We start from the raw sequence: 12,205 nt of genomic DNA, 5'->3' as shown, positions 1-12,205 counted from the left end.
AGTTCGGGGCGATGACGAAGATCGAAGCCAAGCGGGCCGTGTCGCCGGCCGACCTGCTTAAGGCCGTGGTGACCGGCAAGCCCGAGGCGCAGCCGGCCTCGCCCCCGAAGGACGAGGCCGCAGCGCCGAAGGTGGCTCTGGCAAAGCGCCTGACGTTTCCATCCCTGCCGCAGCTCGATCCGCGCCGCCTCGCCGTGCCGGGCGCGGCGCTGGCGGTCGGTGCTCTTCTGGGCGGCGGCGTCATCGCCATGACCCGGTCTCCCGGCGTGCCCAACGACACCGTGATGGCGCTCAGCACCACGCTGGATGCCGGCCGGACTGAGACGGCGCGTCTCGCCAGCGACATCGCGCAGCTCCACGCTGTCCTGGCCGACCTGCGAGCCTCAACCGACACGTCCCGCAAGGAAGCGGCTAACCGCAGCGGCGTCCTCGGCGAGCGCCTGGCGCAGCTCGACAAAAGCCTCAACGCCAAGACGACCGCGCTCGGCGAACGCTTCGAGCAGATCGAGCGCGAGCAGAACGCGCGAATCGCCAGCCTCACCGCACAGCTGGACCGCCGCGCAGCCGCGCCCGCGGCAGCCGCGGCGAAAGCCGAGCCGACCCAGACGGGCAGCATCGCGGAAGCGCCGCGCAGCGCGGACGCCAAGCCCGCGGAGCCCAAAGTGACCGAAGCGAAGCTCGCCGACGCCAAGCCGGTCGAGCCGAAGATGAAGACCGCTGCACCGGAGAAGCCGCCGGTGATCGACGGCTGGGCGCTGCGCGATGTCTACGACGGAACCGCTATTCTGGAGAACCGCCGTCGGCGCCTCGTCGAGGTCGCGCCGGGCGACATACTGCCGGGCGTCGGCCGCGTCGAAGGTGTCGAGCGCCACGGCCGCGAATGGGTGGTGGTGACCCGTCAGGGGCTCGTCACGCCGCAGCCGTGGTAGAGGCTGTGCTGGGAGCCTGACCGGTTCAGCGCGTCGAGCAGTCGGACGGCGCAAGATCGCCGTTCACGATCGGAAAGCGCGGTTCGAGCGTCATCGGATCGGCGAGGGCCGCAGCGCGCTCGGCCCGGCGTCGACCGTGCCGCAAGGCGCGGGTCTGAGCCGCCCGGGTCGGATGCAGAATGGCAGCGAGGAGCGCCTGCCCCTCGAATGCGCTGTCCAGATGTTTGGCTTCGAAGACGGGCATCGCCGGCCTGCTTGGATGCTGTCGCGGATACTGCCGAGGGCAGTCTTCCGGAGCGCACCTCTAACAACGAGGATCGCGTGGACAGGTTCCGTCAAGCTTTCGCCCCGTAACCTGTTTTTCACGTTCCTCGATGTGCGGCCCCAACGCGGTGCGGTGCCGCACGCTTGTCGCGGCGTCAGACGAACTGATTGAGCCCTGGGATCGAGCCGATGATCGGGCCCATCGCGTCCTCGCCGACTTTCTCGCGACCGAAGGCGAACAGCTCCTGGCCGAGCGGCTGCATCTGACCCATCGGCACGCCGGCCGCCATCAGCTTCTGGCCGAGCGCCATCACGCCGCCGCCGCCCATCATGCCGCCGAGCATGCCCATCAAGCCGCCACCGCCGCCCTCTCCGGCATTCGATTCCGCGACCAGCGCTTCGGAGCCCGGAAGGGCTCCCATCAGCTGGCCGACCTCCGCCTCCGGCCCCTCCTTCTGCAGGAAGGCGAGGATGTGACCGATGGCCGTCTGTGCCGTCGCGGCGTCGAGCCCGGTGCGGGCGGTGACGCGGGCGAGCAATTCTTCCATGGCGATGATCTCTTCGATCTCTTCGGAACGTTTCCAGACGTCCTTCGACTCTGAGGCGCCGGAAATCAAGCGCGGGACGGAGCTTCACTGGAAAACTCCCGGCGCCTTGTCCATAACCACACGGAGGCGGTCCGGGGGCAGGAACGATGGGCGACGGCACGATCCTGGTCGGCAAGAGCGTCCGGGCGGACGGGCCGGGCAAGCCGGAAGCTCTGGCCCTTCGGCTCGCCAACCGGCACGGTCTGGTGGCCGGCGCCACGGGTACCGGCAAGACCGTAACCCTGCAGGTGCTGGCCGAAGGGTTCTCCAACGCCGGCGTCCCGGTCTTCGCCGTCGATATCAAGGGGGATCTCTCCGGCATCGCGGCCTCCGGAGAGGCCAAGCCGGCTTTCGTGAAGCGTGCCGAGGAACTCGGCGTGACCTACGAGCCGGACCGGTTTCCCACGGTGTTCTGGGACCTGTTCGGCGATCAGGGGCATCCGATCCGCTGCACCGTCACCGAGATGGGGCCGCTGCTGCTCGGTCGCCTCCTCGAACTCAACGACACGCAGGAGGGCGTGCTCAACATCGCCTTCCGCGTCGCGGACGAGAACCAGTGGCCGGTCATCGACCTGAAGGACCTACGCGCCCTCCTGACCTTCTGCTCGGAGAACCTGAAGGCGATCTCCGGCCAGTACGGGAACGTCTCTTCGGCCTCGGTGGGCGCGATCCAGCGCCAGCTGCTGGTGCTGGAAAACCAGGGCGCGGACAAGTTCTTCGGTGAGCCCGCGCTGGACCTGACCGATTTCATGCGCACGGATCGCGACGGGCGCGGCTTCGTCAACATCCTGGCCGCCGACAAGCTGATGCAGCGGCCGAAGCTCTACGCCTCGTTCCTGCTCTGGATGCTGTCCGAGCTGTTCGAGCAGCTTCCCGAGGTTAGCGACCTCGACAAGCCGAAGCTGGTATTCTTCTTCGACGAGGCGCATCTGCTGTTCAACGATGCGCCCAAGTCGCTCCTGGACGCGGTGGAGCAGGTGGTGCGCCTGATCCGCTCCAAGGGCGTCGGCGTCTACTTCGTGACGCAGAACCCGCTCGACGTGCCCGAGACCGTGCTCGGGCAGCTCGGCAACCGCGTTCAGCACGCGCTACGGGCCTTCACGCCGCGCGATCAGCGTGCCGTGCGGGCCGCCGCCGAGACGTTCCGGCAGAACCCCGCCTTCGACGTCGCGACGGCGATCACCGAACTCGGCGTCGGCGAGGCGCTGGTGAGCTTTCTGGAGCCGAAGGGCACGCCCTCGCTGGTGGAGCGGGCCCTGATCGCGCCGCCTCAGGGACGCGTCGGCCCGCTCACCTCGCAGGAGCGGGCGGCGCTGATCGCGCAGAGCCCGCTGCGGGGCAGATACGAGTCGAGCGTCGACAACGAGAGCGCCTACGAGATGCTGGCCAAGCGCAAGAATCTCGATGCGGCGCCGGAGGCAGCCGCCTCCGAGGGCGGGCTCGGGGGCATGCTCGGCGGGATCTTCGGCAGCGTCTTCGGCACGCCCGCAAGAGGGAAGGGTGGTCGGCGACCGCCGCAGAGCCTCGCCGAACAGGTCGTATCCAACGCTGCCCGCTCGATGGCGCGCAGCGTCGGGCGCGAGGTCGGCAACGCGATCCTGCGCAACGTTCTCGGCGGCCTGACCAAGCGCTAGGCCTAGCCGGTTTCACAACCGATCAGCGCGAAGCCTGCCGGCCGTTGGAACATCGGCGTGAACTAAGCGGTTCGGCTCGCGGGGCGTGCTGCCGCGACGCTCATACAGGCGGCCTGCCCCGTTCTCGGTGGCGCATGATGATCTCGGGACAAGAGATTCCGCGTCCCCGCATCTTGCCCGATTGCGGAGCCGGACCATGCGTATCAACAACGTCGCCGATGTCGTCGCCGAGACCCTTCAGGAAGCCGGTGTCGCCCGCGTCTACGGGGTGGTCGGCGACAGCCTGAACGGCATCACCGAGGCCCTCCGGGCGCGGGGTCGGATCGCATGGATCCACACGCGCCACGAGGAGGCTGCGGCCTTCGCGGCCGCCGGCGAGGCGCAGATCACGAACCAGCTCGCGGTCTGCGCTGGCTCCTGCGGACCGGGGAACCTCCACCTGATCAACGGCCTGTACGACGCACACCGGAGCCGGACGCCGGTCCTCGCGATCGCCGCCCATATCCCGTCCCCGGAGATCGGCTCGGGCTACTTCCAGGAGACGAAACCCACGGAGTTGTTCCGCGACTGCAGCCACTATTGCGAGCTGATCTCCGACCCGGCCCAGATGCCCTTCGTCCTGGAGAACGCGATCCGCGCCGCCGTGGGGGAGCGGGGCGTCGCGGTGATCGTCCTGCCGGGTGACGTCGCCCTCCGCGAGGCCCCCAAGCGCCCGCTGGCGCCACGGGCCGGGCTGATCCCCGCCAAGCCGGTGGTGCAGCCGGCCGATGCCGAGCTCGATGCCCTGGCGGCCATGCTCAACGCCGGCAAGCGGGTGACGCTCCTCTGCGGGCGCGGCTGCGCCAGCGCCCATGCCGATCTGCTGCAACTCGCCGAGGCGCTGAAGAGCCCGATCGTGCACGCGCTGGGCGGCAAGGAGTTCGTCGAGTTCGACAATCCCTACGACGTCGGCATGACCGGCCTGATCGGCTTCTCGTCAGGCTACGCGGCCATGATGGCGTGCGACACGCTGCTGATGCTCGGCACCGGATTCCCGTACAAGCAATTCTACCCGCAGGAAGCCAGGGTGGCGCAGGTCGACCTGCGCCCGTCCGAGCTCGGCCGGCGCTGCCGCATCGAGCTGGGCTTGGTAGGCGATGTCGGCGCCACGATCCGGGCGCTCCTGCCGCGGCTGAAGCCGAAGGCCGACCGGTCCTTCCTCGATGCAAGCCTGAAGCACTACGCCAAGGCGCGCGCAGGCCTCGACGATCTCGCCACCGGCAAGCCAGGCGGCCCTCTGCATCCGCAGTACCTCGCCCGCGCGCTCAGCGAGGCAGCCTCCGATGACGCCATCTTCACGGCCGATGTCGGCACGCCGACGATCTGGGCGGCACGCTACCTTCAGATGAACGGCCGGCGGCGGCTCCTCGGCTCCTGGGTCCACGGCTCCATGGCCAACGCCCTGTCGCAGGGCATCGGCGCCCAGGCGAGCCAGCCGGATCGGCAGGTGATCGCACTCTGCGGCGACGGCGGGTTCGCCATGCTGATGGGCGACTTCCTGACCCTGCGGCAGCACCGCCTGCCGCTGAAGGTCGTGGTCTTCAACAACGGGACGCTCGGCTTCGTCGAGCTGGAGATGAAGGCCGCCGGCTATCTCGAGACCGGCGTCGCTCTCGACAATCCGGACTTCGCCGCGATGTCGCGGGCGGCCGGCATCTTCGCCATACGGGTCGAGGATCCCGCCGAACTGCCCGGTGCCATCCGCGAAGTCCTGGCTTTCGATGGTCCCGCGCTCCTCGACGTGCGCACCGCCCGCAACGAGCTCTCGATGCCGCCCAAGATCGACGGCCAGCAGATGAAGGGCTTCAGCCTCTATGTTCTGCGCGCAGTGATGGATGGACGCGGTGACGCGGTTCTCGACCTCGCCAAGACCAACCTCATCCGGTAGATCCTCTCTATCAATCTCGAACCGTTCCAGACCAGCGGGGCGGCGATCCAGGGAGTTGCCGGACCATGCGGGTCGGCCTGTTCGTGCCGTGCTACGTCGATGCCTTCGAGCCCGAGGTCGGGATCGCCACCCTCGAGCTGCTGGAGCGGTTCGGCTGTACGGTGGAGTATCCGTTCGATCAGACCTGCTGCGGCCAGCCGATGACCAACACCGGCTGCCATGCTGAGGCCGCCGCGACCGAGGCTTTGTTCGTCAAGAACTTCTCCGGGTTCGACTACGTGGTCGCTCCGTCGGGCTCCTGCGTGCATCAGGTCCGCGAGCACCTGACGGCGATCCCGCAGACCGACGAGGTCCGCCACGTCCGCGCCAGCACCTACGAGCTGGTGGAGTTCCTGCACGACGTGCTCAAGGTCGAGGCGCTGCCCTGGGCGAACTTCCCCCACAAGGTCGCCTATCACGGCAATTGCAACGCGCTGCGCGGCATCCACCATGCGCGGCCCTCGGAGCTGGTGAAGCCGTACTTCTCGAAGCCCCTCGACCTGCTGCGCCTCGTCAACGGGGTCGAGCTGGTCGATCTCGCCCGGCCGGACGAATGCTGCGGCTTCGGCGGGACCTTCTCGGTGTTCGAACCGGCCGTCTCGGCCAAGATGGGCTACGACAAGGTCGCCGATCAGAACCAGGCCGGCGCCGCCTACGTCGTCTCGGCGGATTCCTCCTGCCTGATGCACCAGAAGGGTTGCGCCGAGCGTCTGGGCCTGCCGCTCAAGTACATCCACATCGCGCAGGTGCTGAACGGAGCTGCCGCATGAGCGTCGAGGATCTCAATCCCCGCGAACGCGAGGGCGTCATCCACCCGGAGGTCCGTGCCCGGAGCGACGAGAGCGAGCGCAGCCAGGATGGCGGCCGTCTTCAGCACGCCGAGGCCGCCTCGAAGCCGATCCGCGCCCCGCAGGTCCGCGAGCCGCAGCCCCGCGGCGCAAAGATCCGCGGCGACCGGCCGATCGACCAGGCCGAGGCCGCCGAGCGCTTCCTCGCCGCGCCGCTGCACCAGGCGGCCCACGACGAGCGTCTCTGGGACCTGCGCAAGAAGCGCGACGCCTCCGCGCACGGCATCCCGGAATGGGAGGAGCTGCGCGAGCTCGCCTCGCAGATCAAGACCCATACGCTGAGCCACCTCGACCGCTACCTCGAACAGTTCGAGGCGGCCGCCAAGGCCAACGGCGTCCACGTTCACTGGGCGAAGGACGGGGCCGACCACAACCGGATCGTGCTGGAGATCTTGCGCAGCCACGGCGCCAAGACCCTGGTGAAATCGAAGTCGATGCTCACCGAGGAATGCGGCTTCCGCCACCACATGGCGGCGAACGGCATCGAGATCATCGAGACCGATCTCGGCGAGCGGATCCAGCAGCTCGACAACGAGGAGCCGAGCCACGTCGTGGCGCCGGCGGTCCACAAGACCCGCATGGACGTGGCCGAGGTCTTCGCCAAGACGCTTGGCACCGACCCGGACAATGACGACGCGCATTACCTCGCCGAGAGCCAGCGCGAGACGACCCGGCCCTACATCCTCAAGGCCGATGCCGGCATGACCGGTTGCAACTTCGCCATCGCGGAGACCGGCTCGGTCGTCACATGCACCAATGAGGGCAACGCCGATCTCTCCGGGAACGTGCCGCCGCTGCAGATCCATTCCATCGGCATCGAGAAGATCGTCCCGAAGGTCGAGCATCTCGGCGTCTTCATCCGCCTGCTCTCGCGCTCGGCTCTGGGCTCGCCGATCACCCAGTACACCTCGCATTTCCGCGCGCCCCGCAAGGGCACCGAGATGCACATGGTGCTGGTCGATAACGGCCGCTCGGAGCGCCTCGGCATGGAGGAGTTCTGGACGTCCCTGAAATGCATCCGCTGCGGCGCCTGCATGAACACCTGCCCGGTCTACCGCCGCTCAGGCGGCCTCTCCTACGGGGCGACCTATTCCGGGCCGATCGGGCTGATCATCGATCCGACCTTCAACAAGCGGAAGTACTCGACGCTGCCGTTCTCCTCGACGATGAACGGCTCCTGCACCAACGTCTGCCCGGTGAAGATCAACATCCACGAGCAGATCTTCGCGTGGCGCAAGGTGCTGGTCGAGGAACACCAGATCCCGGCGCTCAAGCAGGGCATGATGAAGGCCGCCGGCGCGGTCCTGTCGCGCCCGGCGGCCTATCGGGCGGCGATCGGCGCGGCGGATTCTGCCTTGAAGGTCCTGCCGCGCTTCGCGGTCTACAACCCGCTCAACACCTGGGGGAAGAAGCGCGAGATGCCGGACGCGCCGCGCCAGACCTTCCACGCTTGGTATAAGCAGAACCGGATGAAGGACACGCAGCGGTGAGCGCGCGCGACAGCATCCTGGCCGACATCCGCCGGAACCGGCCGGCCGGCGACTTCCCGCTGCCGGACGTGCCGCTGTTCACGCCGCTCATCGGCGACGACCTCGTGGCGGAGTTCGGCGAGCGGCTGAAGCGCATGGGCGGCCGGGTCGCCGAACCCGGCCCGGCCGACGTTTTCGCGAGCGTCCGCGAGCGTCTCGACGCCGCGAAGGTCATCGCCTCGGCGGTTCCGGAACTCACCGGCAACCGCGACCTGCGGAGCGTGCGCTATCCGCAGGAGGTCGAGGATGTCGATGTGGCGGTGGTCCGCGCGGTGTTCGGCATCGCCGAGACCGGCTCGGTGCTGTTCACGCAGGACCAGCTGATCGTCAATGCGGTCGCCTATCTCGCGCAGCACCTCGTCGTGCTGCTCGACCCGGCCGACATCCTGCCCAACGTCCAGGCGGCCTATCGGCGCCCGGAATTCGGCCGCTCGGCCTATGCGGTGCTCCACACCGGCCCGTCCGCTACCGCCGACATCGAGGGCGTCCTGATCCACGGGGCACAGGGCGTGCGCTCGCTGACCGTGGTGATGCTCCCGAGAGGCGCTGCAGACCGCGGCTGAGACCCGCCCATCGCCTCGACCGCCGTCCGTGCGGGCGCAGCGAATCAATCCAGGGATGCGCCACGCCCGGCGATGTCGCGCTGCGCTGGGTCGCTTCGCTGCGCTCGCGATGACGGTGGATCCGCCCGCTCAACCCGGCACCAACGTGTCGTCTGCGTCTCCCCAGTCGAACGACGATTGATCTGGAACCGGCGGTCGGGCGCGACCCTTGCTTCGGCGACAGAGAGGCCGTCTTCCGGCAAGGAGATCCGATGCGCTACACGCTTGGTTGCAGCCTGTCCTACAACATCCTCTCGGACACCACCTTCATCTTCAACTTGGAGGTGGCGAAGCTGAAGAGCGTCGAGATCCTCAGCGAAAGCTTGGTTCTGACGCCGAACCTAAAGCGCGACCTCTACACCACCCCCGACCTCCTCAACCGCTACCTTGCGGTCAACGTGCCGACCGGCCAATTCGCGCTGGAATACAATGCCGAGGTGGACCTGACGGTGCATCGGGCCGATCCCGCCACCATCAACGAGACGCCGATCGGGCAGCTGCCCCTCGACATCCTGCCGTTCCTGCTGCCCAGCCGGTTCGTATCCTCGGACCGCCTGACGCCCTTCGCGCTGGCCGAGTTCGGCGCGCTGCCCAAGGGCCACGCCCGCGTGAATCAGATCTGCAACTGGATCCACGACCACATCGCCTATCAGCCCGGCACGAGCGACGGCGAGACGACCGCCGATGAATCCCTGCTCAAGCGAGCCGGGGTATGCCGCGACTTCGCGCATATCGGCGCTGCCTTCTGCCGGGCGCTCGGCATTCCGGCCCGGTTCGTGAGCTGCTACGCCCACGGCCTCGTGCCGAGCGACTTTCACGCTGTGTTCGAGGCCTATCTCGACGGACGCTGGTGGCTGTTCGACGCCACCCGGCAAGCCGACCTCGACGGGCTGGTGCGCATCGGTGTCGGCCGGGACGCCGCCGAGATCGCGTTCTCGACGCCCTTCGGCAACATGCAGCCCGTCAACCAGCAGGTGCGTATCCAGCGCTCGGACGGGCAGGGCAGCCCGATGCCGCGCACGATCGACGCGATCTCGACCGAGATCCCCGCGCCCCATGCCGGTGCGGCCTGAGCGGACATCCGCGCCGGATCGCCCTATCGTGTGATCGGGTAAGTGTACCCGGGGGAGTCCGCATGGCCTACCGTCACGTCGTCGGCCCACGCACCCACGTCTTCGCCGACCTCGCGACCCTGATGGCGAAGGCGACGCCGGTCCGCTCGGGCGACCGACTCGCCGGCATCGCCGCCGAATCCGCGGAGGAGAATGCCGCCGCCCGATGGTGCCTCGCCGAGGTACCGCTCGCCGATATCCTGGCGCGGCCGCTGATCCCCTATGAGCAAGACGACGTCACCCGGCTGATCCTCGACACGCACAATGCGGCGGCCTTCGCCGAGATCGGCCACCTGACGGTCGGCGATTTCCGGGAGTTCCTGCTCACCGCGCCGCCGGAGACGCTGACCCGCATCGCCCCCGCGGTCACGCCCGAGATCGCCGCCGCGGTCTCGAAAATCATGCGCAACCAGGATCTGATCTCGGTGGCCCGGAAGGCGCGGGTGGTCACGCGCTTTCGCAACACGATCGGCCTGCCGGGCACTCTGGCCGTCCGCCTCCAGCCGAACCATCCGACGGACGACGCGAAGGGCATCACGGCCGCGATCCTCGACGGGCTGGCCCTTGGCTGCGGCGACGCGGTGATCGGCATCAACCCCGCCTCCGATTCCGTCCAGGCGCTCGGCGACCTGCTCCAACTCCTCGACGCCCTGATCCGCCGCCACGGCATCCCCACGCAGGCCTGCGTGCTCACGCACGTGACCACGACGCTCGCCGCCATGGAACGCGGCCTTCCGGTGGATCTCGCCTTCCAGTCAATCGCCGGCACCGAGAGGGCCAATGCCAGCTTCGGCGTGACGCTGTCGCTCCTCACGGAGGCCCACGAGGCCGCACTGGCGCTGAAGCGCGGCACCGTCGGCGACAATTGCATGTACTTCGAGACCGGTCAGGGCTCGGCGCTCTCGGCGGACGCGCATCACGGGATCGACCAGCAGACCCTGGAGGCGCGCGCCTACGCCGTGGCGCGGGTGTTTCGGCCGCTCCTAGTCAACACCGTGGTCGGCTTCATCGGCCCCGAATATCTGTATGACGGCAAGGAGATCATCCGAGCCGGTCTGGAAGACCACTTCTGCGGCAAGCTGATGGGCGTGCCGCTCGGCGTCGACGTCTGCTACACCAATCACGCCGAGGCCGATCAGGACGACATGGACACGCTGCTGACGCTCCTCGGGGCGGCCGGCTGCACCTACATCATGGGCGTGCCGGGAGCCGATGACGTGATGCTGAACTACCAATCCACGTCGTTCCACGATTCCCTCTACCTGCGCGAGGTTCTGGGCCTCAAGCGCGCCCCGGAATTCGAGGCTTGGCTGCACGGGATTGGGATGACCGACGCGGCGGGTGTCCTGATCCCGGGTGCGGAGACGCCGCTTCTGACCGCGGCACCGGATCTCGCCGCATGAGCGATCCGGCCGAGATCTGGAGGCGCCTCGCCGGCCTGACCCCGGCCCGGATCGGTCTCGGCCGCGCGGGCAGCGGTTTGCCCACCCGAGAGGTGCTGCGCTTCGGCCTTGACCACGCCCAGGCCCGCGATGCCGTTCACGCGCCGCTGGACGCGGAGACGGTGGCGCACGGCATTGAAGATCTCGGCTTCGCCACGCGCGCGGTCAGCTCCCGGGCGCCCGACCGGGCGACGTACCTGCGCCGGCCGGATCTCGGCCGCCGGCTCGCACCAGAGGACCGCACCGCGCTCCAGGCCGAGGCTGCGCAGGCCGATCTCGCGCTCGTCGTCGCCGACGGCTTGTCGGCCCGGGCGGTGCACGAGAATGTCGTCCCGTTCCTCGCAGCGTTCAAGCCTCATGCTGAGAAGGCGGGATGGACTGTCGCACCGATCGTCCTCGCCCGGCAGGCCCGCGTGGCACTGGGCGACGAGATCGGCGGTGCCCTGGCCGCCCGCGCCGTCGCCGTGCTGATCGGCGAGCGGCCCGGCCTCTCATCCCCCGACAGCCTCGGGATCTACCTGACCTTTGGCCCTCGGCTCGGCCGCTCGGATGCCGAGCGGAACTGCATCTCCAACGTGCGGTCAGCGGGTCTCACCCACGACCTCGCCGCGTTCAAGCTCGACTGGCTGCTGACGCGGGCGCTCAAGCTGGGTCTCACCGGCGTGGCGCTGAAAGACGAGAGCGATCAGATCCTGATCGGTGCGGCACAAGCCGCTGCCCTGCCAAGCCAGCCTGACGCCTGAGGTCCAGGGTCAGCCCCAAACACGTTCGGAGGGCCGACGGCAGATCACAAGCCGTTGCCTCGGCTTGGATCATCCGCTCCGCGACCTCATCCTGAAGTGCGGGCGCGGAGCGACCGCCTCGAAGGAGGGCTCCAGTCCGCCGCGCAATTCTGGAGGCCTCCTTCGAGGCCCGCTGGCGCGGTCACCTCAGGATGGGGGGACGGGGCGCCGCCCTCGCAGTGGCCGCTGCGTGCCCGCACCTGACTTGGAGGATGAGAAAGAGGGATCACTCAGTCGGCGGAGCGTCCGACCGACCCGATAACGCCGACTAGCCGTCAAGCAGCGGTCCGGATCTGTGCCGCACACGTGAATGCAGCGCGGGTTCCGCCCAAGTCTTCAACGTGCCTGCAACCCGCGTTGCGACGCCGTGCTCAAGATCTCCCATACGACAACACAGGCCGTCCGCCGAGGCCACCGGCCCTCCGCGTGGACGCCAGGGACGGTAAGTCTTCAGACGATGTCGGTTATCGCGATCCAGGAAGGATTATCCTTAATTCTGCGTCGATTTGC

General features: G+C 68.4%; 11 protein-coding genes. 9 read left to right on the top strand and 2 right to left on the bottom strand.

Annotation, left to right across the window (positions count from 1 at the left end; all coding sequences use genetic code 11):
• Positions 1-11 precede the first annotated feature (11 nt).
• Entirely contained in the window at positions 12-929 is a 918-nt protein-coding gene (locus ABIE45_RS27090) for a hypothetical protein (protein WP_192707558.1), read from the top strand.
• 25 nt (positions 930-954) lie between these two features.
• Here ABIE45_RS27090 and ABIE45_RS27085 read toward each other — a convergent pair whose 3' ends face one another.
• A complete protein-coding gene (locus ABIE45_RS27085) occupies positions 955-1,173 on the bottom strand; it encodes a hypothetical protein (RefSeq protein WP_192707559.1) in 219 nt (72 codons plus the stop codon).
• Between the two features lie 175 nt (positions 1,174-1,348).
• On the bottom strand, positions 1,349-1,741 hold the full coding sequence (locus ABIE45_RS27080; RefSeq protein WP_192707560.1) for a DUF2267 domain-containing protein: 393 nt from the start codon (positions 1,739-1,741) through the stop codon (positions 1,349-1,351).
• Positions 1,742-1,887: 146 nt separating this feature from the next.
• Between ABIE45_RS27080 and ABIE45_RS27075 the strand changes: the two genes are divergently transcribed.
• From ABIE45_RS27075 to eutC, 8 genes are all read left to right on the top strand, one after another.
• Positions 1,888-3,414 carry a helicase HerA-like domain-containing protein gene (locus tag ABIE45_RS27075; RefSeq protein ID WP_192707561.1) on the top strand — a complete coding sequence of 509 codons (1,527 nt, stop codon included), beginning with the start codon at positions 1,888-1,890 and terminating at the stop codon, positions 3,412-3,414.
• 196 nt (positions 3,415-3,610) lie between these two features.
• Positions 3,611-5,341, top strand: coding sequence for a ubiquinone-dependent pyruvate dehydrogenase (poxB, locus tag ABIE45_RS27070; protein WP_192707562.1), 1,731 nt, complete (start codon positions 3,611-3,613; stop codon positions 5,339-5,341).
• A 65-nt stretch (positions 5,342-5,406) separates the two neighbouring features.
• Positions 5,407-6,150, top strand: coding sequence for a (Fe-S)-binding protein (locus tag ABIE45_RS27065; protein ID WP_192707563.1), 744 nt, complete (start codon positions 5,407-5,409; stop codon positions 6,148-6,150).
• On the top strand, positions 6,147-7,718 hold the full coding sequence (locus tag ABIE45_RS27060) for a lactate utilization protein B (protein ID WP_192707564.1): 1,572 nt from the start codon (positions 6,147-6,149) through the stop codon (positions 7,716-7,718). The genes ABIE45_RS27065 and ABIE45_RS27060 overlap by 4 nt, the downstream gene beginning before the upstream one ends.
• A complete protein-coding gene (locus tag ABIE45_RS27055) occupies positions 7,715-8,320 on the top strand; it encodes an LUD domain-containing protein (protein WP_192707565.1) in 606 nt (201 codons plus the stop codon). Before ABIE45_RS27060 ends, ABIE45_RS27055 begins: the two co-directional genes overlap by 4 nt.
• Before the next feature lie 251 nt (positions 8,321-8,571).
• Positions 8,572-9,432, top strand: a complete 861-nt coding sequence (locus tag ABIE45_RS27050; RefSeq protein WP_192707566.1) for a transglutaminase family protein — start codon at positions 8,572-8,574, stop codon at positions 9,430-9,432.
• Between the two features lie 62 nt (positions 9,433-9,494).
• On the top strand, positions 9,495-10,874 hold the full coding sequence (locus tag ABIE45_RS27045; RefSeq protein ID WP_192707567.1) for an ethanolamine ammonia-lyase subunit EutB: 1,380 nt from the start codon (positions 9,495-9,497) through the stop codon (positions 10,872-10,874).
• Positions 10,871-11,656 (top strand): ethanolamine ammonia-lyase subunit EutC, encoded by a 786-nt coding sequence (eutC, locus tag ABIE45_RS27040; RefSeq protein WP_192707568.1) that lies wholly within the window; start codon positions 10,871-10,873, stop codon positions 11,654-11,656. The genes ABIE45_RS27045 and eutC overlap by 4 nt, the downstream gene beginning before the upstream one ends.
• Positions 11,657-12,205 lie beyond the last annotated feature (549 nt).

Source organism: Methylobacterium sp. OAE515 (genome assembly GCF_041806315.1).
Taxonomy (GTDB): domain Bacteria; phylum Pseudomonadota; class Alphaproteobacteria; order Rhizobiales; family Beijerinckiaceae; genus Methylobacterium; species Methylobacterium tardum.
The sequence above is the reverse complement of the archived record's forward strand: the minus strand, read 5'-3'. Positions and strand labels throughout refer to the sequence as shown.

Excerpts from the sequence above, each read along its gene's own strand:
- ABIE45_RS27050 (WP_192707566.1), top strand. The coding sequence starts at position 8,572 with ATGCGCTACACGCTTGGTTGCAGCCTGTCCTACAACATCCTCTCGGAC.
- ABIE45_RS27060 (WP_192707564.1), top strand. The coding sequence starts at position 6,147 with ATGAGCGTCGAGGATCTCAATCCCCGCGAACGCGAGGGCGTCATCCAC.
- ABIE45_RS27090 (WP_192707558.1), top strand. The coding sequence starts at position 12 with ATGACGAAGATCGAAGCCAAGCGGGCCGTGTCGCCGGCCGACCTGCTT.
- poxB (WP_192707562.1), top strand. The coding sequence starts at position 3,611 with ATGCGTATCAACAACGTCGCCGATGTCGTCGCCGAGACCCTTCAGGAA.
- ABIE45_RS27085 (WP_192707559.1), bottom strand. The coding sequence starts at position 1,173 with ATGCCCGTCTTCGAAGCCAAACATCTGGACAGCGCATTCGAGGGGCAG.
- ABIE45_RS27065 (WP_192707563.1), top strand. The coding sequence starts at position 5,407 with ATGCGGGTCGGCCTGTTCGTGCCGTGCTACGTCGATGCCTTCGAGCCC.
- eutC (WP_192707568.1), top strand. The coding sequence starts at position 10,871 with ATGAGCGATCCGGCCGAGATCTGGAGGCGCCTCGCCGGCCTGACCCCG.
- ABIE45_RS27080 (WP_192707560.1), bottom strand. The coding sequence starts at position 1,741 with ATGGAAGAATTGCTCGCCCGCGTCACCGCCCGCACCGGGCTCGACGCC.
- ABIE45_RS27075 (WP_192707561.1), top strand. The coding sequence starts at position 1,888 with ATGGGCGACGGCACGATCCTGGTCGGCAAGAGCGTCCGGGCGGACGGG.
- ABIE45_RS27045 (WP_192707567.1), top strand. The coding sequence starts at position 9,495 with ATGGCCTACCGTCACGTCGTCGGCCCACGCACCCACGTCTTCGCCGAC.